The organism is Boudabousia marimammalium, assembly GCF_001936115.1.
GTDB lineage: Bacteria > Actinomycetota > Actinomycetes > Actinomycetales > Actinomycetaceae > Boudabousia > Boudabousia marimammalium.
The window spans coordinates 104,167-126,129 of record NZ_MPDM01000001.1 but is presented as its reverse complement, the minus strand read 5'-3'; the positions used below and the strand labels follow the sequence as shown (position 1 = coordinate 126,129).

The following is a 21,963-nucleotide window of genomic DNA, read 5'->3' as shown; positions in this document are numbered from 1 at the left end:
ACGAGTAAACCAGCTAGAGTAATGATCTGGCCAATAGGGGATGGAAAGATGTACCCTAACCTTAGTGTCGGCACTTATCCAAGAACACCTACCTTGTCCTTGTTGCGCGTTGCCCACTGTTCTAATCCAAGCTGTACAGTACGATCCCAAGGCATTTGCCACTGAATAGTCGACTGCGGCAATTCCGCCTATTGCTATCAAAATAGCAACGAAAGTTGAAATAAACGTTTAGTCAAGATAGTCATCAACAACACTCCCCTTTAGTGTGAGTGTAGTCACATAGGTGTGGTCTACTTCTCAATAATATGCTCATTGTAGAGTAGATGTAAGAAAAAGTCAATCAGTTTTACTCAGTAGTTGAGAGCGGTGATATTGGTAAAAAACTGGTTTTCCCGCACAGCCTATTAGGCGTCTGTGTTTTAGGGCCGAGGATTCACCGTCCCCCAATGTTCAACAGGTGTGAAACCCTCGGCCCTAAACCTCAACTAAATCTGAGAACCCTCGTCCCCAGTCCCTGATTCCTCTAGGTCAGGCATAATCTCATTCGCGAAACCAGTCACCAAAGGCTCCACGTCAGCTTCCTCCGGCAGCATTCCAGTCTCATCGTCAGCCGCCGCGAAAATCTCGCGCGCCTGCTGCGCCGTCTCCACCGCCTGCGCCGAAGCCTCCTGGTAGGCGGAAACCGCCGCCTCGGTCGCCGCCTCATTCACACTGTCATCAGCCTGCGCCTGCTCCGCATCGTAACGGGCCTCCGCCGCCAACTCAAAAGCCGCCACCGTCTCCGCCTGCGCGACCGCCGCATGAGACTCATCCGCCTCTGCCGCGTTGAAAACACCAACCTGCTCGTCCTTGGCAACCTCAGAAATCACGCCCGCATCGACCTTCTCTCGATGACCAAAAATCTCACGCTTCACCACGCCCGCCAGCATGTACATGCCCAGCAAGTTCGGCACCGCCATCAAGAAAAACATGGCGTCAGAGAAAGCAATAATCGTATCCAAAGAGGCCGCAGCGCCCACCACAATCAGCAGCAAATAGGCGATATTATAAGCCTTCTCCGCGGTCTTAGAACCGCCAAAGAGGAAACCCATCGCCTTCATCCCATAGTAGGAATAAGACAGAATCGTGGAGAAAGCAAACAGAATAATCGCAATCGTCAGCGGCACATCAAACCAAGAAACACTGGTCTCCAAGGCGGCTGCAGTCAATGCCACACCCTCGATACCCTGCGCACCCTTCCAGACGCCGGAAATAATCACCGTCAAAGCCGTTAGAGTACAAATCACCACCGAATCCACGAAAGGCTCCCACATGGCGACGAAACCCTCGGTCGCGGGACGGCGAGTCTTCACCGCGGAGTGAGCCATGCCGGCCGTGCCGACGCCCGCCGCGTTAGAGAACGCCGCCCGGCGCAAGCCCACAATCATGACGCCCAAAATGCCGCCGGCCACACCCTGGCCAGTGAAAGCGCCCTCGAAAATCTCACCGAAAGCAGCCGGAATGTGCGTGATATTCGGCACCAGCACGAACAGACACATCAAGACGTACAGCAAACCCATGAACGGCACAATCTTCGAAGTCACCGAACCGATCTTCGAGATGCCGCCGAGGATGACTGCGCCCGCAAAAATCGCGATCACCACACCAATCAGCCATTCCTTGCCGTACAGGAAGCTGGTGTCGCCGCCGGTCACATTCACCAGCTGCGCCGCCGCCTGATTCGACTGGAACATATTGCCCGCACCAGTCACCCCGAACACGGTCGCAATCGCAAAGAAAACAGCCAGCACTTTACCGAAGCGCGGCTTCCCTAGCTCCGCCAAACCGTGCTTCAAATAGTACATGGGGCCGCCCGAGGTGTTGCCGTCCTCATCCACTTCACGGTACTTCACGCCGAGGGTGGCTTCCGCCATCTTCAACGCCATACCGATCAGGCCCGCAATAATGATCCACAGGGCAGCGCCCGGGCCGCCCATCGTGATAGCGACCGCGACACCCGCAATATTGCCCAAGCCCACTGTGCCGGAAAGTTCCGTGGCGAGCGCCTGGAAACTGGTCACTTCACCCGGGTCGGAGTGGCGCGTGTACTGGCCTTTAATGAGTTTACGAGAGTGCCGGTAAGTGGATACCCGCAGCTGCATGAAGCCCAGGTAGGCGGTGAAGAAAATACCGCCAGCCAGCAGCCACAGCACAATCAGCGGAATCTGCGTCCCCCCGATTGAGGGGGAGTAGAAAACCACTGCAGACAGTGCATTTACGAAGGGGTCAAGTGCTCTAGAAATCGCCTGATTAATGGTTTCACTCCAAGTTTCGGTCGGGATAAGGGCCGCTAAGCCTAAAGCAGCAATATTCAACATGTATTCCTTCTCAAAGGGCGGCGCTCAGCGCAGGCGGAGGCCGTCACAGTTGTGGGTTACGTGCGAAATCATGCAGGCAGGATTGGATTTGCCTTGCCGTTGTGGGGCATTGATTTCGCCTCGCTAGTGCACGATATATGCACGTATCCATTATGCACCCTGCCCGGGACAGCTTTCTGGTACTTTCCGCACAGTTCAAGATTTTGTGGGGAAACGCGCGTTGAAGTGGGGTGCGGAAGGGGTGCGGGTTTGCAGAGTGCGTATTGAAAAGCGCGGCAGCCGGGCTGAAAGTAGCCTAGCTGCCGCGCTTTTAATGGCTCAAGACCGAGGCGGGGCTCAAACTGTCTTTGCGGAGGAATGGATGCGTAACCGATTAGTTTCAAAGAATCCGTTTAACATAGAACTAGGAGAAGCGTCTCCTACCTCCATTTCGGAGATTTGTAGATGTCGAGGAAGCGCGGTATTTTCCTCGAAGTTCTCGGCGTACGTTTCGCCTAGTTTTTCGTCTAGTTTTTCATCCAGTATGAAGCTACCCCCGACTTTGGTCTTGTATAACTTGAGTTCTGGTGCCGCATAGTTAACGTCGGGAAAAGTGAGAGATTTTAGTTGTAAATCGTGACGAATCGATGCATGCTCTAGATTAATACCCAAAAGAATAGTGGTCTGGTCGAGGTATAGTGACTTTTCAAACTGGGCATAAACAAACTCTAAGGAGCCGAAATGAGCCTTTGAGAAATCTGCAGAATCGCGAAACATTGCACTATTGAAGTATGCACTGCCAGAGCCTGTTGACCCAAAATGGGCATTTTGAAACGATAGGTTTCCGTAGAAAATTGTAATATTTGAGTGTTCTTCGCTTTCTCGGGTTGAGGGAGTGAAGGAGTTGCCAAAAACAACCTGATCTGGAAAAACTGCCTCGTTAAAATAAGTATCATGCATAAACTTGCAGTTTCCAGTAAACGTGATTTCATCTCTAAATTTGGTGTGAATGAAGAGGTTTTTCTCTCCCATAAATGTTGTGTTATCGAAATTAACTGTACTGAACTTCGTATAGCTTAGGTCTATGGAACGTTCAAACTGTGATCCATTGAAGTCTACCAAGCCATCGAAGACGGAGTTGCGTAAATCGAGTTTGGCAAAAAACCTGATTTCAGGCAGATTAAAAGTGCATCCAGACCAACTGTTCTCAGCATCTTCTAGTGTGTGTACACGAAACTGTTTGATTACTTCGGACTGTTTTATTTCGGCTAGTCGGGGGCTCTTCTCGTCAGTTTGACTGCGCAGAAAAGAGCACAGAATATCCACGCATCTTTGATTAAAAGTCTCTTTATGTTCGGGGCCAAGTTCTGATATCTTGTCTGTGATATATGAAATACCGATAATTGCCGCCACTGCCTGAGTGGTTTGCTGATTCAAATCTCTTGCGTACTCGTTAAAACTGGCGACAAGTTCAGACTCATGCGAGTCCGCGTATTTACGTTCCTCCAATGATTGTTTTCGGTAGTTAACCACCATAAACACAGCTGCTCCCAATCCCGCTGTGATTGAGAGAGAAATGGTTACCAACTGGTTGGTTTCTAGCTCTTCATATCCAAAAAAATCCAGTACGATTGGCATTCCCCTTAATGCGGAGAAGAATATTATGATGGAGCACAAAAGTACTCCGAATACAGCCAAGTACAGAGGAATTCTTCCGATTTTCTTTCCCATATTTTACCTACTCTTTTTAGTGTGCCCTCTGCTCAGGCGCCGAGGGCGTCCGCCACCACCTGTTTCGCTGCTTCCTGTACTTCCTTTAGATGCTCCACGCCCTTGAATGATTCAGCGTAAATCTTGTACACGTCCTCCGTGCCAGAGGGGCGGGCCGCAAACCAAGCGTTCTCGGTCGTGACTTTAAGGCCGCCAATCGGCGCCCCGTTGCCGGGTGCATCCACCAGGCGGTCAACGATCGGTTCGCCGGCCAGCTCTGTGGCGGTGACATCCTCGGGGGAGAGTTTCGCCAGTTTCGCTTTTTCAGCCTTCGTGGCGGCGGAGTCAATCCGCTCATAGGCGGAAGCACCGAAGCGTTCGACCTGCTCACGGTGCAACTGTGACGGAGTCTTACCGGTGACCGCCAGAATCTCAGACGCCAGCAAACACATGATGATGCCGTCCTTATCGGTGGTCCACACGGTGCCATCCTTACGTAGGAATGAGGCTCCCGCAGATTCTTCACCGCCGAAACCGACCGAGCCGTTCACCAGGCCGGGCACGAAATGCTTAAAACCGACGGGAACTTCAATCATCTGACGGCCCAAATCAGCCGCCACCCGGTCAATCAGAGCGGAAGACACTAGGGTTTTACCAATCGCGGCGTTCTTCGCCCAGCCGGGACGGTGAGTGAACAGGTACTCGATCGCTACCGCCAGGAAATGGTTCGGATTCATCAGCCCGTCAGCGGTCACAATGCCGTGACGGTCAGAGTCTGCATCATTACCGGTCGCAATATCGTAGGGGGTGGAGCCATCCTCGGCGGGACGCATAATGTCCATCAAGGAAGCCATCGCGTACGGGGAGGAGCAGTCCATCCGGATCTTGCCATCCCAGTCCAGCGTCATAAACGACCAGGCAGGGTCAACCTCCGGGTTCACCACGGTCAGGTCCAGGTTGTAGCGTTCCCCGATCATGCCCCAGTACTCTACGGCCGCACCGCCGAGGGGGTCTGCGCCAATCCTAACGCCCGCCTCACGAATCGCATCAAAATCAATCACATCCGCAAGATCATCAATATAGGCGGACATGTAATCATTTTGATGGACGCATTCGGCGTTGAGAGGATCCGGATGCCTAGGCACCTCCCGCCACCCCTCGGCCAGCAGCTCATTGGCCCGGTTAGCGATCCAGCTGGTCGCATCCGAGTCCGCGGGGCCACCATTGGGCGGATTGTATTTGAAGCCACCATCAGCCGGCGGGTTGTGTGACGGTGTCACCACAATGCCGTCAGCCCGGCCAGGGCCCTCAATGCGGACGCCGCCGGTAGTGCCAGCGCCGTTGGCGCGCAAAATAGCGTGCGAAACCGCCGGAGTGGGGGTGAACCCGCCGCGCGCATCAATCCGCGTGTCAATGTCGGCAGCAGCCAGCACCTCCAGCGCAGTCCGCCAAGCCGGCTCACTCAACGCATGAGTGTCACGGCCAATAAACAGCGGGCCGTCAGTTCCCTGACTACGCCGGTACTCAATAATCGCGGCAGTAGTAGCCACAATATGCGCCTCATTGAAGGCAGTGTTCAAGCTGGAACCGCGATGTCCGGACGTTCCGAACACCACCTTTTGCGCAGGAATCTGCGGATCCGGCACCAAATCATAGTAGGCGGAAACAACCGCATCGACATCAATCAAATCTTCTGGAAGGGCCCTCTGGCCAGCGCGTTCATGCATACTTCTATTTTGTCACGCCCAGCGGAGTTAGCCAAGTCACTTGGGAGGATTCCGCTGCTGCTGTGGTGGTGCGGCGGGTGGTGCGGTGGTGGTGCGGTGGTGGTGCGGTGAGCTGTTCCGTAAGTGCCCGTGCCGTAGTGCCTGTTGCTACGCTGTGCCCACCCCTTCGGTAGCCATCGCTGCCCTCAACTTCCTGTTTGTGTGTGGGGTTTTCTCCAAAATCGCTCGAATTCAGCCCTTTTTGGGGAATTTGTCTCACATAAACCGCGGGCACGCCGCTCGGCGTCTCCCTCGGCCATAAATGAGACAAAGAAAGCTACAGTGCTGTATCGTAAATGGTGAGAGAACACCACGAATCCTCGGCCCCAAGGAGCAAAGATGCTGAAGTACCAAGCCAAGCACTGGCTGTTTCTGGCGCCTTTTGTGAAGCGGGCACTCAAAAAACGCTACGATGCCGCCGACGTCAAACTGATCATGGGTGGCGCCAAGGACGAATACAAGAAACTGCTGGAACAAGCCGACAATATTGGCGAAAAGAACCCGATGGCCGACAACCTGTATTTCAGTCTGCTGTTTTTCTCCTTCATGAAAGCTAGCGACGGCAAGATCGGGCCGCAGGAGTTGCGGCAGCTGATGCGCGACACCCTCAGCGACCCGATCCTGCTGAAACTGATGGGGAACGGTGATTTTAACGACCCGAAGCAGCTGGCGAAGTTCGGGAAGAAGATGCACGACAACTCGGACTGGGCGGAGGAGCACCGCGAAGAATACCCGGAGACCTGGAAGTTCAACTTTGATGACAGCCACCAGGACGGCGTCTACTATTACTTCACGAAATGCCCTATCGCGAAGTTTTTCAATGATCAGGGGATGGGCGATTTGGCGCCGATTTTCTGCGAGTTGGATTATCTTACGGTGAAGACTCGCCGCGCCCAGCTGCTGCGTGAGAAGACTTTGGCGCAGGGCGACGACATGTGCGATTTCTGGATTGTGGGCGACCAGGTGCAGGACCCGAAGTAGGCCACGGCCGCCCCGGTTGCTGATTTGGCGCCCTTTCGGGGCCGAGGACGAGGGCGTTCCCCACCCACCCGCCAGCAAGAGTTTAGTCTTTCCCGCCGAAAAACCTTGCGAAACCCTATCAGAATACGGCAAAGTTGAGCACAGATATTTGAGTGCTGCACCAGTGCAGGACCCGCCGGAAAGATAGGAAGCAGACAGATGACCGAGACAACCCCCTCCCCAGTACTGATTGAAGGCCTAGTGAAACGCTTCGGGAAGACCGTGGCGGTTGATCAGCTGAATCTGGAGGTGCGGCCGGGCACGGTCCACGGTTTCCTCGGCCCGAATGGGGCGGGAAAGTCCACCACTATCCGCTGTCTGCTGGGAATGTTGCGGGCGGATGCGGGCCGGATGCTGTTGGGTGGGCATGATCCGCAGAAGGATCCGGCGGCGGCGACGGCGCGGGCCGCGTATGTGCCCGGCGAGGTGGCGTTGTGGCCGCAGCTGACGGGTGCGCAGACTTTGGCGACTTTGGCGCGGCTGCGTCCCTCTGGTGATGATCCGCAGCGGCGGGCGGAGCTGATTGAGCGTTTCCAGCTGGACCCGTCGAAGAAGATGCGCACCTACTCTAAGGGCAATCGGCAGAAGATTGCGCTGATTGCGGCGTTGGCCGCGAACGCGGATGTGCTGATTTTGGATGAGCCGACCTCTGGTCTGGATCCGCTGATGGAGCGGGTTTTCGCGCAGTGTTTGCAGGAGGCTGCGGGGCGCGGCACCTCGGTTCTGCTGTCTAGCCATATTCTGTCCGAGGTTCAGCAGCTGGCTGACGATATTACGATTATTCGCGCTGGCCGCGTCGTAGAGTCCGGAGCTTTGGCTGAACTGTCGTACCTGCATGGCTTCCACATTTCGGCGCTTTTGCCTGACGGTAGTCGTTTCGAAACGAACACGGACGCCGACCAGCAGCCCGCCGTGTTGCAGCGATTGATTGACCAGCGGGCCACCGATATTGTGTGTGCGCCCGCCAGCTTGGAGGATATTTTCTTGGCGCATTACGCGACGGGAGTGCCCGCCGAGATTGGGGGTGTCGAGGGTGTGGCGGTAGCCCCCGCGGCAGAGCCGGCCGAGGATCCAGCGGATACGGATGAGCCGGCAGTGTTGAGCTTCAAACCGGTGATAATCGGGTCGGCGGATGACGCCGCGGGCGCTACGGGCACCATGGGTGTTGCTGGCGTTGCGGATACCGTAGGTGGGGCGGCTGAGCTGAAGCCTGCCGTCCAGTGGGATGAGCCGGCGGCTGAAACACCGGCCACCTGGCAGCCGCCACAGCAGCGGACCCCGGTGATTGAGGATTACCAGGCCAGCGCAGTAGAGTATGTGCCGCCAAGTGACCGCGGATACGTGCCGCCGGTCTTCGCTGAGCTGGCTGAGCCAACACTAGCTGAGGAAAAGCCGGAGCCGGTGGTGACTGAACCAGAGCCGGAGGTTATGCCGGAGGTTGCGCTGGAACCGATGCCTGAGCCTCTGGTCACTGAACCGGAGCCAGAACCTCAGCCGTGGCGGCAGCCCGCGTCAGAGCCGGTGACTGCCGAACCGAGCATCACCCTGCCGGAGGCCGAGCATGTGCCGGAGGTTGAAACGTCGGAGTCTCCCTCGTCCTCGGCCCCAGAAACCCCGAAACGGACCTTCCCGCGAAGGAGCCGCAAATGAGCACGCTGCTGCGCCTCAACCTGAAAACGCGGCGGTTCTATTTGGCGGCGTGGCTACTGGCGGTCATCGGGTTCATGGCGGCCATGCCGGAAGCGCATCGCGCCAGCTTCCCAGAGATTGCGGAGCTGCAGGAGATTGTGCCGACATTCCGCGGCAATGACGGCATCACGATGCTGTACGGGCCGATTCCAGAGCCGGTGAATCTGGCGAACTTCGCGGTATGGAAGATTGGTGTGGTACTGCAAATCGTGGTTGCCGCCATGATTATTCTGCTGGCTGTTGGAATGACTCGGACCCAAGAAGAGCAAGGCAACACAGAGCTGCTCCGGGCCGCCGGCCTGAAACCCAGCGCCCCATTCTGGGCGGCCGCCACTATTGTGTACGGCACCGCGCTGGCCGTAGGTATGGGAAGCGGGCTGGCCTTAGCGATCGGCGGGGCACATATCGAGGATTTTGCGGTGTCGGAATCTTTACTGTACGGCGCGACTTTTAGTCTGGAAATTGCGGCCTACGGGACGATTGCGCTGCTGGCGGCGCAGGTCGCGGCTAGCGGCCGAGCCGCCAAACTCTGCGCCTTCGGTTTCGTGCTGCTGGCCTACGTGCTGCGCGGCATCGCGGACGTTGCCGACACCAAATGGCTGCACTGGTTCACACCCATGGGCTGGCATAATCTGACCGGCCCCTACCGGGAGAACGAGTGGTGGCCGCTGGCGCCGATGCTGCTGATTGTGCTGGCCCTCGGCTGGCTGGCGGCGCACATGTCTCAGAGCCGGGATCTCTTTGCTACCTGGCGGTGGCGGGCGGCGGGCGCGGTGGCTGGTGCGGGCGATGCACCCACCTCCGCTGGAACCCCGGCCGCGGCAGCGCCCTCGGCCACCCCGTACACGCCGGACACCCTCACCACCTCCGCCGCGAATCCTCAGCCCGCGAAGGGCTACAGCCTGCTGGGTTTGCGGCTGCGGATGCAACGGTCCACGATTCTGTCTTGGCTGGGCGGCCTGCTGGTGATGAGCGTGCTGTGGGGCTCGATTGTGGGCAATGTGGGGCAGATGCTGGAGGATTCTGAGCGGATGCGGGAGATGATTGCGGCGATGGGTGGAACCTCGGAGCCGGCGACCGCGTACCTGCTGATGGTCGGCAATATGCTGGCGATTCTGCTGACAATTATGGCTGTGCAGCTGGTGTTGAGCGCCCGCAACTATGAGCGCCGCGGGTATCTGGCGAACGAGGCCGCGTCCGGTATTTCGGTGCGCCGCAGTGTGTTCTTCTCCTGGCTGGTGGGGGTTGCCGCCTTCATTGTGTCCGCCGTCGCGGTGACGGTGGTTTTGGGCGCGGTCGCGCAGGCGGGCAGCGAAGCTGACCTGGGTGACACTTTCATCTGGGTCATGTTCGGCTCGGTCGGCCCGGCCTTAGCTGCGGCTGGTTTCGTTTTGTTGCTGCTGGTTTTGGTGCCGAGGGCGTCTTGGCTGGTGTGGCTGCCGATTGCCTGGTCGGCTTTTGTTTCGATCCTAGGCGAGTTGTTGAAACTGGATGACTGGGTGCAAGATGCGTCTTTGTTTGCCTGGGCGGTGCGGCAATCCGACGGCAGTAATCACTGGACTGGCGCGCTGGTGCTTGGTGGCGCTGGCCTGCTGATGGTGCTGATGGCTGTGGTGTTGGCTGGCCGCCGGGATATGGAGTCCGCCTGATACCCCACACAAACACCCACCAATCAGTGTGGTTGTGCAGTTTGGTATGACTTTCTGCCATTTTTAGCCCGAATTCGCCCGTTTTTTGGCCGAATGTCATACCCAACCGGTGTTTTTGCGGGGTTTTGTGCGTTTGTGTATGGGTTATTCCCCAATTGGGGACAATTTTGGGCTGTTTTGGGGAATACCCCATACGTAACCGGGGGTTTTGCGGGGTTTTGTGTGTTTGTGTATGGGTTATTCCCCCAACCCGCTGCCCAACCCTCAACCTCGCAGTTCCCCGAAATGTTATTGCTGGACAAAGTGCCTAGTATTGATCTATGACTAGCACTGATTTTGATCTCATTGTCCTAGGCTGGGGGAAAGCCGGAAAAACTGTCGCCATGAAAATGGCCGCCTCAGGTAAGCAGGTTGCCTTGGTGGAGGCCTCGCCGGAAATGTATGGCGGCACCTGCATCAATATTGGCTGCGTGCCCACTAAATCCCTCGTGGTGGCGGCGGAGAGATTCCAGGCGGCTCACCCTGATCTCGCCAAGGTTACCTACGAGGAAGCGAACCTCGGTTTCCTCACTGCGCAGAGTCAGCGAAACCAGCTGACCGCGAAGATGAACAGTGCGAATTATGGGATGGCGGACAGTAAAGGTGTCCACATTTTCAATGGCACCGCGAAACTTACCGGCCCCCACGAAGTGTCCGTAAACACTGGGGCTGAGCCTGTGACTTTGCGGGCGGACAATATTTTGATTAACACTGGCGCGACTCCGGTGGTGCCTTGCATTGCGGGTGACTGGCAGCTGAACCGTGGCCGAGTGGTTGACTCCACCCAGGTGCAGCAGCTACCTGGGCTGCCGCGCTCCCTCGTAATCATTGGGGGTGGCCCGATTGGCCTCGAGTTTGCCAGCATTTTCAGTAGCTTCGGCACCAAAGTGAGCGTGCTTGATGCTGCCGATAAGCCTTTCTCTAGGTTTGACGAGGATGTAGCTGCGGTGGCTACTGAGGTGCTGAAAGGCAAGGGCATCAGCTTCATTAACTCTGCGAAGGTAGCTGCGGTGAATGAGGACGCAGACCAGGTCAAGGTTTCATACGACCTGCCCGAAAAGGAAGGCAATGTACTGGTCTCAGACTATGTGCTGATGGCGGTTGGCCGTCGCCCCATGACTGACGGTTTAGGGCTTGCTGAGGTCGGGGTGGAGCTGACTGAGCGCGGCGCCGTCAAAGTGGATGAGTACTTGCGGACCAGTGTGCCCGGCATTTACGCTGCCGGCGACGTCAATGGTGGCCCCCAGTTCACCTATATTTCCTATGATGATCACCGGATTGTGCTTGACCAGCTACTCGGTGAGGGGAAGAAGTCCACTAGGGGCAGGGTAGTGCCCGCCACGATTTTCTTGGATCCGCCGCTGGCCACAGTGGGGTTGAGTGAACAGAGCGCACGAGAACACCACCGGGTCAAAGTGGTGCGCAAAGATATCGCACAAATCGCTGCAATGCCGAGGCCGAAAATCCTCGGCAACCCGGCCGGGCTGATGAAGTTCCTGATTGATGAGGAAACCGACCTGATTCTGGGCGCCACACTGTACTGTATTGACGCGCAGGAGCTAATCAACACTGTGGCTTTGGCGATAAAGCACCAGATTACCGCCACGCAGCTAGCTGACATGATCTTCACCCACCCCTCCTCAACGGAAGGCTTCAACGAAGTCCTGGGGTGATGCTGGCTGTGTGGTGCGCTGCTTGAGCTTGAGCTTTAGCGGTGGGTCTGCGCTGTGGTTGAGTCTTTTAAGTGCGATTTTGCTGGTCTAGCGCCGAAATTTGCCGGTAGATTTCTTCAATAAAGACGCCTTTGTGCTCGAGGTATGCCTCGACATTATGCGGATATAATTGCGCCGCGGTTTTCTTAATTTCTCCGTATTCTTTGGTGGCATCAGGGTGATTACGCAGAAAGTCACGGAAGCGCAGGTGCCTTGCTAACTCTGGAGAGTCTTGCGGGCACACATACAGATGGTGCGTGCGCAGGTGGGGTTTATTGTCGTAGGTGAAGGCTTCCCGGGCTTCTATACCAAGGTTTCCTTCATGCCGGTAGCCGAGGGCGTGTAGAGCTTGAACCAACGGTGAGAAAACTGTGTAGTCGCTGATTATCACATCAAGGTCGATGATAGGTTTAGCTGCTAACCCTGGGACTGCAGTACTGCCAACGTGCTCAATCCCGATTATTAGATCATCTGCAACAGCGCGGATTTCTGCTGCAATCTGCTCAAAATCTTCTACCCAACGTGGGTCGTAGTCCGTAACAACTACATGATTAGTGCGCATAGTGGTGTTGATTCCCTTGACGGTGCTAATCCACTGGTTATGGGATGGTGGTAACGGCTGGATGCAGAAACATGGAAAGTAGTCTAACACCTGATTTCATAGATTTCTTATGTCTCGACAGTAGAATGCTCAATTTTTGTAGGGATGGAATGTTCCGTCTAGTAGAAGAATTGAACCTGATTAACTTGGAACTTAGGGTTTCTGGTCTTCATTAGTTTGGAGGAGACACGGGCAGGTGAAGTGCCATCGGGCTTGCATACGCCGTTGCTGGGGCTTGCTGTGACCGTTGTGATTATGCGGAGAGATAACGACTGGGCAGTGCCGAGGGTTTTGCAGGAGTATTGCGTGTTTGCGTGAGGGTTATTCCCCTATTTGGCTGGAATTTGGGCTGTTCACAACCGGATGTGAGATGAACTCCTCGAAGATAACAGCATCGAGAACCTTAATCACACCCGGATACTTATGCCCGCCAGATCTAGCAAATAAGGCTTTTTCAAGCTGTTTAAATAATCGAAACTACTTAATTGACAATATTCAGAATATAGAATATTATCTACGCATGGTAGATAAAGAATCTCTCATGTCACGACTAGGCGTCGTAACAGTGTCGTTATGTAAGATGCTCGCACTTCAACACGTAGGTGAGCGAATAGCCCCGGTTGCTGAGATTGCAAAAGATCTCTCGTGTGGAGCTGGCACCGTCAAAACAGCCCTTGCACTGCTTGAGGATGCCGAGGTAATTCGTCTCCGTTCGCGCGGTCATTTAGGGACCTACATTGAAATGATCGATTATGCAGGGTTGTGGGATCTTTCAGGGGAAAAACTGTTTAGCATCGCGATGCCCCTACCCTATTCACGACGGTATGAAGCTCTTGCCACTGGCTTGCAGCACTCATTCCGCGAACAAGGTATTCCTCTGAGTGTGTCCTTCCAGCGAGGTGCCACATTCCGTTTCCAAGCAGTTCGAGAAGGCCGTAGCGATTTAGCTCTTGTATCTGGACTAGCAGCAGATCACGAACAGGGACAGGGTTTTAAATCCATCCACGATTTTGGCCCCGAGACTTATGTAGGTTCTCACGGCATCATTCGTCGCCGAGAAATCGCATTAGACTCCCCGGATATTCGTCTCGGCGTCGATTCTCTATCGATTGACCAAATCGCGATGACCCGGCTAGCGTTTCCCGGCATTGATGAAAAGCACTACGTCGAATGCTCATATACGCAAGTCCTTAAAGCTCTTGAAGCCGGCCATATTGATGCCACAGTATGGAATCTTGACGAAATCGGCGAGACGCTGCCATCCTCGGTTGAATCAGTCGAAGTTGACTCTTTCAAGAACACCCGCAACACCCACGCAGTACTGGTTTGCTCTGAATCGGACAACAGAGTGTCAGTTGCCATCCATGATGCGATAGCAAGTGACACCGTAACTAAGGTTGCATCCGAAGTTCTGAGCGGCGAGCGGCTGCCCGAATATTAGGGATCATAATATGGTTACATTTGATGAGCAGCTACAAGCTCGCAGCGCGCTCTTCCGTAAGAATGCCTCTATTCCCGATGGCATAGTTGATATAGTCGAACAGCTTTTCCATCGCGGTTACTTTGGCACCTACTGCACTGACAAGAATATGGGCTTCCTGTTTTCCCACCTTGTTGCCGCATTGACCCGAAATAACGAGGGCGACAACAGCCTTGAAGGTCTCTCTCAATCTCAAGTCGACGAAATCCTAGAGAAGGAACCAACCGTCGAAAAAGATGTCGAAGACATAACCAAATTTCTGTTTGAGGAGCATGACATTTCCCTGCCCAACGAAGAAAAGGGCTATCTCATGCTTCATTTAGCAGCACTCAAACACAAGGAAAGGAACAACCCATGATAGTAGCTACTGCAGGCGTTGGCAAAACCGCCGTCGGCAAGATTATTGAAGGACTCAAAGATCCTGACGACATCATCCTCGTCACAGACGACATGGACGCGGCGCTCAAACTCCAAAGCGGCCAGATTGACTATTACATCGGAACATGTCATACCGGTGCTGGCGCTTCCCTTGGCGTCATCCCCGGACTAATCGGCATGAACAAATGTCACACTTTCGGACGACGCATACCCGACGAGAGTGAAGTAAAAGAAAAGCTGTCCGAGGGGAAAATTGCGTTCGGCTGTTGTGTCGATCAAGCAGATGAGGTTGTACCCATCTTGTGGAAAATATTCAAAGGAGAATAGTCATGATTGCAACCTTGTTTACCAGCTTCCCGCTTGCGGAGGCTAAACCAGAAGTTGGTATCCATTTCCAACTTTGGCAATCCATCGTGGTTATTATCGTATCTGGGATTGCTGCCGTAATGGGCCACTATGCTCTTGCGGTCTTCAACGATGGCGCTCGTCCATTTATGCTCGACTTTATCCAGAAACGCACATCGCGGGCTGAGACTGGCATGATTGTCTTCGGTCTTTCCGCCGGATTCATCTTCGGCCTTGGCGCTCCTATGGCTTTGTCAACCGGCGTGTTGAACCCGTGGCTAATCTTCCTACCAGTTGAGATTCTCGGCATTCTAGCTCCTTGGCCATGGTTAGCGGGTCTCGCTGGCAGCGCGTGGGGAGCACTGTGCGCCTTTGGTCTCTCCGGTGCAAACGCAGTGGCTCATGAGCTGCCCGTTGATTTCATCAGCGCACTCAAGCAAATGGGGACCCCTATCCTGTACTTGTTCGCCATGTTCCCAGTCATTGCAGTGGCTAAACAATTCGGTAAGGTCAAGGGCGGGATTACCTTCGCTTTGGTTATTGCGACCATGTTTGGATCCATGAAACTATTTCCGAAGACATTCCCCGGCTCGCTAGCCATGGCTATTGGTGTGCTCATCCTTCTCATCTTCGCCGTTCATCACGACTTGACGAAAAAGAAAGCGGAAACTGCTGCACTAGCGGATATATCCGAAGCAGAGCGGAAAGCTTTCGACAAACGAAAGCTAGCTGAGAAGGATGCCGTAAATCAGCTATTTGGTCCCAACGCTGCCCGTCTTCGTAAGAACCTCATTTGGTTTGCTATCCTCGGTGGTGCCGTATGTGTCCTCGCTGCGTCACATATCTTTGGCGGTGGTGAAGCAACCTCGTTCATGATTGCCGACGGCAGGTACGTTGAAGCTGCTCAGATTGACTTCTATAGGGCGTTCGGTTTCATACCTCTTATCGCAACTACTGCTCTGGCTTCAGGTGCTTACGCAATGGCCGGTTTCACGTTTGTATACCCCGTTGGCTACTTGATTCCATACTGGGTCGGAAACGAATGGCTTGGACTCGTGTTAGCATTCGTTGCAGGTGCTCTTATCTTCTGCATTGAGGTTTTCGCACTATCAGCCATTGGCAATTGGTTGCAGTCTTGGCCTTCGGTAAGGAACTCTGCCGACCATATTCGTACCGCTATTAGCGAAAGCCTTCAGGTAGCCATCTTAGTTGGTTCAATCATGGCGGCCTTGGCTATGGGCGGCGGGGCAGGCATCTTCATTGTTGGTGGCTTGTACCTGCTAAATGAGGCCTTAGACCGTCCTGTGGTCCGCATGGCTGCAGGACCAACAGCAGTGATCATCGGTGGCATCTTGCTCAACCTGCTCTATCTCGTTGGTCTCTTCACCCCGGTAGGCGCTTGATATGCAGACTGTTACTGGTGAGCTCGCGAGAATATCAGGGGCTGTTCTTCCGCACGAACATCTGGTTCTTGACTTAAGGACCGAGAAAGACCGCGAGGGCTATCTCAATCATGATGAAACTGTGACCGAGGAATTATCGTCTCTATACCAAGGTTCAAATCGTTTAGCGCTCGTTGTTGATCAAACCTGTCGTGGCATGGGCCGGGATGCTCGTCGATTGCGTACTATCTCGAACAGCTCTGGTGTACCAATCGTTTGCGCTACTGGATGGTATTATCGACGTTTCCACCCAGAAGGGGAACCTGGCAACCTTTCGCGCGCTATCGATACGATTTATCGCGAGCTCACCACGAGCGTTGACGAAACAATCGACGATGCCCAGCCCATACGCGCAGGCATTATCGGAGAAGTAGGTACCCACGCGGATGAACCAGACGAACATGAAAAAGTATCCCTCGAGGCTGCTGCTCGTGTTAGTCAGGCTGAAGGAACTCCCATCGCTACTCACGCCCACCTCGGCACAGGCGCAATGGCTCAGATGAAAATCTTCGAAACACATGACGTGGATCTAACCAGAGTACTGATCGGTCACCAAGACTTATTTAATGAGTCGAGCCAACACGTGGCAATCGCAAAATCCGGGGCCTTCCTCGGCTTTGATACCGCCGGAAAAGTCTCATATCAAAGTGATCATAAAAGGGCTGAACTCATCGCTGCCGTTATTGAGGCTGGCTATTTAGACCAGGTACTCCTCTCCAACGACATTTCACGATATTCATATCTCGAGTCCGAAGGCGGTCAAGGGTACCACCATTGCTTTGACACCATGCGTACTCTACTCATGAAAATTGGTTTATCGGATGAAGAGTACCGCAGAATTACAGCGAGCAACCCAGCTAGATGGTTAGGAGTAGACGTTGTCGATTAACCTACCTTTAACTTACCCACTTCCAGTCACGACCCGAGAAGAAGCACTGATAATACAAGATCGTTTGGTGCGGGCCGCATCCTCGGCTTTCAGCGGGCAGTTCCAGTTCCAGTTCCAGTCAGACTACGGTGTCGCCCCACCTCTCGGGCGGCCCTCAACGACCGCGCGAGTAGAGGCTGTTCTGGCGGAGACATTTGGAGCCGAGGCAGCAGCCTTAGTTCAAGGAGCCGGAACTGGAGCAATTCGTTCGGCGCTAGGGGCCGGACCGTGGGCAGAAAACATGAGAGATATCATCATCCATGACGCTCCAGTCTACTCAACAACCCAAGTGACTTTTGAGTGGGGAAAAGTAAACCCAGTTGTAGTTGATTTTAACAACTCTCAAGCACTAGTTGATCTTCTAGAGAGCAAAGATCACCCTAACTGGCTCTACGTTCAACACACACGACAGCAATTGGATGATAGCTATGATCCACTAAATATTTGCGAGATAGCAACCGAACGCGGAGTACGTGTAATTTGCGACGAAAACTACGCGGTTATGCGTACACCTGAGATTGCCGTCGAACGGGGCGCCGCCGCCAGCGCATTCTCATTATTCAAACTGCACGGACCGGCAGGTATCGGTGCTGTCCTCGGACACAAAGACATCATCGATGAGATTCACCGCCAAAACTATTCAGGTGGAACACAGGTTCAAGGAGACCAGGCTTTGAGCGCATTGCAGCAACTAATAACAGCTCCCTTGCTGTGGGCACAACAATCGCAGGAAGTGTTACACGCAGCTGAGTTGATCTCGAAACTAAACGAGGTTGCAGAGGTGAGAGTCGCTAATGCACAGGATCTCTGTCTAATCGTCAGACTCAATAATCCGATTGCCCACGATGTTTGCGCAACAGCCGCTACCCTCGGCGCTGCAGCGTTCCCGGTGGGGTCGAACTCAGTTTACGAGTTTTTGCCTCTATTCTACCGGATGTCTTCCTCGGTCCTACGATCCAGACCGGACTTAGCGGACTATGCAATACGGATAAATCCTATGCGTGCATCTGCGGAGCACGTGGTCGATATACTCACCCAATCTATCAAAAAGCAACATTAACCCAAGGAGCGCGAATATGTTTTTAGACGTTGCTCTGGAAAGAAACCCGCAACTATGCGAGCTGGCAATCGAGCTACACCAAACCGGGCTAATTCCGCCAGATACTTACCTACTAGACATAGATGCAATTTCCGCGAATGCGGAGGCTATCGCTTCTACCAGTGCTGAACACGGCATCACGCCGTGGTTTATAACCAAACAGTTTGGACGAAATCCTCTGATTGCACAGGCAATTGCGAAGCATATCCCTTCATGCACAGTAGTGGACTTCCATGAGTACCGCAGGATGCGCTCTGCTGGGATAAAGGTCGCAAATATTGGACATCTAGTTCAAATGCCGCCACGACTTCTAGCAAATGCGCTACAGGGGCAACCTGAAACTGTCACTGTGTCTTCTCTTGAAATGCTGCACGAAGTAGGCCGTGTTTGTGAAGAAAATGGGACTAAGCAAGGAGTGTTACTCAAAATTCGCAGTGACGATTCTGAGGTATACCCTGGACAGGAGGGCGGATTCCGTACAGTTGCTGAGGCGTGCAGTTTTATCGACCAATCTTCATATCTCTCATGCGCCGGCGTCACAGGATTCCCATCGGTTCTCTTCAAACAGGAGCAGGGTAATCCCGTTCTCACTAAGACTGCGCATTTAGTGAAGGAAGCACACACTGATCTTTGTGAACGTTATGGCAAAAAGCTAATCCTCAATCTGCCTAGTCATTCGTCAGTAGCGACCACACCTATGCTAGCTGAGTTTGGCGCAACCCATAGCGAACCAGGTCATGCGCTAACCGGTACCACGCCCCAGCATGCAGTAGATTATTCTTTGCCGGAGATACCCGCCTATGTTTACGTATCTGAAATTGCACAGACTGGTGTTTATACAAGCGTATACGGTGGCGGATTCTATCCACGCGGACAAATTGACAAAGCGCTGTTCGTATCCTCGGACGGAACCCGCACGAAACGTGCTCTAGTTGAACCGACAATTGGAAATATCGATTATTACCGCATTGTCCGTGATGGTAGTGGTCTCCACATAGGCGACACTGCGCTGATGGCATTTAGATCTCAAATTTTCGTAACCCGCTCGCTTGTTGCAGTAGTATCCCCGTCTCAGCGCAAAATTCTTGGATTCTACGACTCCCAAGGTCTACTAGAAACGGAAGTGAATTATGGGTGACATTGTACTAGTTCTTGATGGTTTCGGTATTGGAGCTATGCCTGATGCAGGGGAATTACGCAAGAGCGACGTTGAGGCGCACACGTTAAAGTCTTTGACCGAATGGTCACGTGCCCATCGATCACGAGACTTGGACATAGGGTATTTGACCGCATTGGGCTTGAATAAACTATGCCCTGGAATCAAACTTAGCGAGGCCTCCGAAATCAACGACTTTAGCGCTGGATTGCATTCCCGTGTTCATCGTCTGTCACTAGGATATCCAGGGGCAGATACCTTTGCTGGACACCAGACCCTGATGGGTGCAGATATGTCAAAGGTAGTGGTGTGCCCATTGATAGAGCGCGTTGATGAGGTGCAAGAACTTCTTGAATCTCAAGGATACTCCGTACGGTGGCTCGCTAAAGACAAAGCAAACCTAGTAGTCGATGATCATATTTTGATTCATGACAATTTGGAAGCCGACCCCGGGCTAAACTGGAACGTGTCAGCGCGATTAAGCGATGTAACTTGGGATAAACTCATGGATGTCTCAAAACTAGTTCGGCAGGTAGCGCCCGTAGCCCGGGTTATATGCGTCGGTGGATACTCCGAAAAAACGCTGGACAACTATACCCATCCTGGGAGCCATGGTACTTACGGACTAGATACCCCGATGACTGGATTCTACGTAAATGGAGGTCTACAGGTCGTTCATCTAGGTTTGGATATTGATCATCGTCGCCAACTACCCGAACTCGTAGCAAAGGGCGGTAACAACGTTGCTCTGGTCGGTAAAGCTGCCGATATTTTAGAAACAGATTCAGAGGTAGACCGTAGACCAGGTGTTGACACCAAAGAAAACATGGCAACGACAATCAAGTTAGCTGGACATAAAAAATTGACAGTGACTAATATCCAAGAAACAGATCTAGCTGGGCATCAACAAGATCCAGGAATGTATTGCGAAACACTGGAATTGGTAAACAAAATGCTACCAGAACTCTTGTCAAAACTAGATGGAGACGATTATTTAGTAATCACAGCAGACCATGGTAACGACCCTACCATTGAGCATTCATTCCATACCCGTGAATATGTGCCTGCTCTGTGGGTATCGCGCAATAATCAATCTGAGGGTCTTAGCGTAACACTTGGCTCTCCTTGGGATTCTCTCGCCAATATTGGGGCAACTTTGGCCAATCATCTTGGTTGCAATCCAGTCGGGCATGGAGAAGTCCTTAAGCCTTAGTCATTTTTGCGAACTCCTGAATAATGGGGTCTGCGGTCTTTTGACCGCGGACCCCATTCTGTTAGCTATCAACAAAATCGCTGATTTTGAAGTGGTCTAGGTTTTGTTCCGTTTAACTTGCTTGGTGGTAGCACCAAAACTAGGTGTTTCCACTCATACTGCTCGGCAATGGTTGGTTTAATCTCGCAGGTAAGACCGTTTGGTTCGTGCAGATGAAAGTATTGTTGTAGAAAATCCTCGATTACGCCGTGAAAAACGGGAATTTCGTGATGCGAATAGGTTGTTGAAGGACACGTCGGCTTTTCGTGCTGGAGTGTTCTAAGTTTTTGGGTTCAGGTGTTTTGAGTGTTGTCCGTTGTTGCCCTGTCTGTGCGTGGGGAGAATGGGTGAACGGTGAAGGAGTTTAGCCGGCACGCTCTAGAACGAATCGTTCGTGAGCTTGATAAAGCCAAGGAGATGAGAGCATCAGTGTCGGGCATGGTTTAGATTCTGACCGTTCTGGGGATTAGCGAAGCGACACTGAACCGGTGGCAAGCAACCTGTGAGGCGATTACTAAGAGCGATGCTAGAGAGCTGCAGCGTCTGGGTGATGAGAACTCGCGTCTCAAGCACCTGCTATAGGTCGAGCCGAGTTGGGAAAAGCAGCGTGGAAGGAACTGTCGAAGGGAGATTTCTAAGCCCCGTTAGCTGCAATGATGCCGCAATCATAAGCCTGATAAGTACACATCTTTACGTGAGTGGATGCGGGAGTTTGCTCAAGTTCGCTGCCGATGGGGACACCGGTGTGCTTGGATCACGGCGCTAGCAGAAGGATACGGGGTGTGTTGGGAGACCTTTCGCAAGATTTGATGTGAGGAAGGCTGGCGTGTGTTACCAAGCAAGAAGCGCAACCGCTTGACAGGGAAAGATCATCGCGAGGTTCTGGCCGGTCGATACCCGGAAGATTTGTGAGCACTGGATTTTCAGTTCGATTCGACCTAGCGGGGGAAGATGATCAAAATATGCAACGTCATCGATGAATACACCCGCGAGCATGTCGGTTTCGCCATCGATCACAGGCTTGCTACGGCTGCGGTAAGCGAGTTACGAGACCTAGCATCGCTCGAAAATGGAGGCAGGCCGTGGGTGATTTGTATGGATAACGGATCTGAATTCAGCTCCAGTACCCTACGGGACTGGGCTTGTGAGGATGAGACGCTTCAGGCGTTCATCCCACCCTGACAGTCTTGGCATGACATAACGGGTTTGTTGAATCGTTCCACAATCGCATGTGTGATGAGTTTCCCGAGGATAACTGCACCAAGAATCTTACTCATGCCCGCACGCTCGTAAATCAATAATCCCAGCGCTGCACTGAGTTCTATCCGCATTCCTCGCTAGGCTGCCTCAGCCCGCGACAA

18 protein-coding genes are annotated in these 21,963 nt (G+C 53.4%); 14 read left to right on the top strand and 4 right to left on the bottom strand.

The annotated features are described in order from the left end of the window. Window positions 1–485 precede the first annotated feature (485 nt). The 3 genes from BM477_RS00525 to pgm all read right to left on the bottom strand — a co-directional run bounded on the left by BM477_RS00525 (window position 486) and on the right by pgm (window position 5,773). On the bottom strand, window positions 486–2,357 hold the full coding sequence (locus tag BM477_RS00525; protein ID WP_075360730.1) for an alanine/glycine:cation symporter family protein: 1,872 nt from the start codon (window positions 2,355–2,357) through the stop codon (window positions 486–488). 336 nt (window positions 2,358–2,693) lie between these two features. After that, complete coding sequence (locus tag BM477_RS00520; RefSeq protein WP_075360729.1) at window positions 2,694–4,067, bottom strand: pentapeptide repeat-containing protein; 1,374 nt, start codon at window positions 4,065–4,067, stop codon at window positions 2,694–2,696. A 32-nt stretch (window positions 4,068–4,099) separates the two neighbouring features. Then, window positions 4,100–5,773: a phosphoglucomutase (alpha-D-glucose-1,6-bisphosphate-dependent) gene (pgm, locus tag BM477_RS00515; RefSeq protein WP_075360728.1), complete on the bottom strand. Its 1,674-nt coding sequence runs from the start codon at window positions 5,771–5,773 to the stop codon at window positions 4,100–4,102. A gap of 378 nt (window positions 5,774–6,151) precedes the next feature. On the opposite strand from pgm, the gene BM477_RS00510 reads away from it, so the two are divergent. The 4 genes from BM477_RS00510 to BM477_RS00495 all read left to right on the top strand — a co-directional run bounded on the left by BM477_RS00510 (window position 6,152) and on the right by BM477_RS00495 (window position 11,882). Further along, window positions 6,152–6,793, top strand: a complete 642-nt coding sequence (locus BM477_RS00510; RefSeq protein ID WP_084543601.1) for an L-2-amino-thiazoline-4-carboxylic acid hydrolase — start codon at window positions 6,152–6,154, stop codon at window positions 6,791–6,793. 198 nt (window positions 6,794–6,991) lie between these two features. Next, window positions 6,992–8,482, top strand: coding sequence for an ABC transporter ATP-binding protein (locus BM477_RS08450; protein ID WP_075360727.1), 1,491 nt, complete (start codon window positions 6,992–6,994; stop codon window positions 8,480–8,482). Then, complete coding sequence (locus BM477_RS00500; RefSeq protein WP_075360726.1) at window positions 8,479–10,170, top strand: hypothetical protein; 1,692 nt, start codon at window positions 8,479–8,481, stop codon at window positions 10,168–10,170. Before BM477_RS08450 ends, BM477_RS00500 begins: the two co-directional genes overlap by 4 nt. Window positions 10,171–10,490: 320 nt before the next feature. Then, window positions 10,491–11,882, top strand: a complete 1,392-nt coding sequence (locus BM477_RS00495) for a dihydrolipoyl dehydrogenase family protein (RefSeq protein ID WP_075360725.1) — start codon at window positions 10,491–10,493, stop codon at window positions 11,880–11,882. 67 nt (window positions 11,883–11,949) lie between these two features. On the opposite strand, the gene BM477_RS00490 is transcribed toward BM477_RS00495, so the two are convergent. After that, a complete protein-coding gene (locus BM477_RS00490; protein ID WP_075360724.1) occupies window positions 11,950–12,483 on the bottom strand; it encodes a GrpB family protein in 534 nt (177 codons plus the stop codon). Window positions 12,484–12,892: 409 nt separating this feature from the next. Between BM477_RS00490 and yhfZ the strand changes: the two genes are divergently transcribed. The 10 genes from yhfZ (at window position 12,893) to BM477_RS08595 (ending at window position 21,784) form a co-directional block, all read left to right on the top strand. Further along, complete coding sequence (gene yhfZ, locus BM477_RS00485; RefSeq protein ID WP_143230149.1) at window positions 12,893–13,963, top strand: GntR family transcriptional regulator YhfZ; 1,071 nt, start codon at window positions 12,893–12,895, stop codon at window positions 13,961–13,963. Window positions 13,964–13,973: 10 nt separating this feature from the next. Continuing rightward, window positions 13,974–14,360, top strand: coding sequence for a PRD domain-containing protein (locus BM477_RS00480; protein ID WP_075360722.1), 387 nt, complete (start codon window positions 13,974–13,976; stop codon window positions 14,358–14,360). After that, entirely contained in the window at window positions 14,357–14,707 is a 351-nt protein-coding gene (locus BM477_RS00475; RefSeq protein ID WP_075360721.1) for a DUF2620 family protein, read from the top strand. The genes BM477_RS00480 and BM477_RS00475 overlap by 4 nt, the downstream gene beginning before the upstream one ends. Window positions 14,708–14,709: 2 nt before the next feature. Further along, on the top strand, window positions 14,710–16,128 hold the full coding sequence (locus BM477_RS00470; RefSeq protein ID WP_075360720.1) for a YhfT family protein: 1,419 nt from the start codon (window positions 14,710–14,712) through the stop codon (window positions 16,126–16,128). Window position 16,129: 1 nt separating this feature from the next. After that, complete coding sequence (locus BM477_RS00465) at window positions 16,130–17,056, top strand: phosphotriesterase family protein (RefSeq protein WP_075360719.1); 927 nt, start codon at window positions 16,130–16,132, stop codon at window positions 17,054–17,056. After that, window positions 17,046–18,155, top strand: a complete 1,110-nt coding sequence (locus BM477_RS00460; protein ID WP_075360718.1) for an aminotransferase class I/II-fold pyridoxal phosphate-dependent enzyme — start codon at window positions 17,046–17,048, stop codon at window positions 18,153–18,155. The genes BM477_RS00465 and BM477_RS00460 overlap by 11 nt, the downstream gene beginning before the upstream one ends. A 16-nt stretch (window positions 18,156–18,171) precedes the next feature. Then, window positions 18,172–19,332, top strand: coding sequence for an alanine racemase (locus BM477_RS00455; protein ID WP_075360717.1), 1,161 nt, complete (start codon window positions 18,172–18,174; stop codon window positions 19,330–19,332). Further along, a complete protein-coding gene (locus BM477_RS00450; RefSeq protein WP_075360716.1) occupies window positions 19,325–20,563 on the top strand; it encodes a phosphopentomutase in 1,239 nt (412 codons plus the stop codon). The genes BM477_RS00455 and BM477_RS00450 overlap by 8 nt, the downstream gene beginning before the upstream one ends. Before the next feature lie 486 nt (window positions 20,564–21,049). Then, window positions 21,050–21,184, top strand: coding sequence for a transposase (locus BM477_RS08600; protein WP_425425733.1), 135 nt, complete (start codon window positions 21,050–21,052; stop codon window positions 21,182–21,184). A gap of 369 nt (window positions 21,185–21,553) precedes the next feature. Continuing rightward, window positions 21,554–21,784 carry a DDE-type integrase/transposase/recombinase gene (locus tag BM477_RS08595; RefSeq protein ID WP_425425731.1) on the top strand — a complete coding sequence of 77 codons (231 nt, stop codon included), beginning with the start codon at window positions 21,554–21,556 and terminating at the stop codon, window positions 21,782–21,784. The last annotated feature ends 179 nt before the right edge of the window (window positions 21,785–21,963 follow it).

Excerpts from the sequence above, each read along its gene's own strand:
- BM477_RS00525 (WP_075360730.1), bottom strand. The coding sequence starts at position 2,357 with ATGTTGAATATTGCTGCTTTAGGCTTAGCGGCCCTTATCCCGACCGAA.
- BM477_RS00520 (WP_075360729.1), bottom strand. The coding sequence starts at position 4,067 with ATGGGAAAGAAAATCGGAAGAATTCCTCTGTACTTGGCTGTATTCGGA.
- pgm (WP_075360728.1), bottom strand. The coding sequence starts at position 5,773 with ATGCATGAACGCGCTGGCCAGAGGGCCCTTCCAGAAGATTTGATTGAT.
- BM477_RS00510 (WP_084543601.1), top strand. The coding sequence starts at position 6,152 with ATGCTGAAGTACCAAGCCAAGCACTGGCTGTTTCTGGCGCCTTTTGTG.
- BM477_RS08450 (WP_075360727.1), top strand. The coding sequence starts at position 6,992 with ATGACCGAGACAACCCCCTCCCCAGTACTGATTGAAGGCCTAGTGAAA.
- BM477_RS00500 (WP_075360726.1), top strand. The coding sequence starts at position 8,479 with ATGAGCACGCTGCTGCGCCTCAACCTGAAAACGCGGCGGTTCTATTTG.
- BM477_RS00495 (WP_075360725.1), top strand. The coding sequence starts at position 10,491 with ATGACTAGCACTGATTTTGATCTCATTGTCCTAGGCTGGGGGAAAGCC.
- BM477_RS00490 (WP_075360724.1), bottom strand. The coding sequence starts at position 12,483 with ATGCGCACTAATCATGTAGTTGTTACGGACTACGACCCACGTTGGGTA.
- yhfZ (WP_143230149.1), top strand. The coding sequence starts at position 12,893 with ATGAACTCCTCGAAGATAACAGCATCGAGAACCTTAATCACACCCGGA.
- BM477_RS00480 (WP_075360722.1), top strand. The coding sequence starts at position 13,974 with ATGGTTACATTTGATGAGCAGCTACAAGCTCGCAGCGCGCTCTTCCGT.
- BM477_RS00475 (WP_075360721.1), top strand. The coding sequence starts at position 14,357 with ATGATAGTAGCTACTGCAGGCGTTGGCAAAACCGCCGTCGGCAAGATT.
- BM477_RS00470 (WP_075360720.1), top strand. The coding sequence starts at position 14,710 with ATGATTGCAACCTTGTTTACCAGCTTCCCGCTTGCGGAGGCTAAACCA.
- BM477_RS00465 (WP_075360719.1), top strand. The coding sequence starts at position 16,130 with ATGCAGACTGTTACTGGTGAGCTCGCGAGAATATCAGGGGCTGTTCTT.
- BM477_RS00455 (WP_075360717.1), top strand. The coding sequence starts at position 18,172 with ATGTTTTTAGACGTTGCTCTGGAAAGAAACCCGCAACTATGCGAGCTG.
- BM477_RS00450 (WP_075360716.1), top strand. The coding sequence starts at position 19,325 with ATGGGTGACATTGTACTAGTTCTTGATGGTTTCGGTATTGGAGCTATG.
- BM477_RS08595 (WP_425425731.1), top strand. The coding sequence starts at position 21,554 with ATGATCAAAATATGCAACGTCATCGATGAATACACCCGCGAGCATGTC.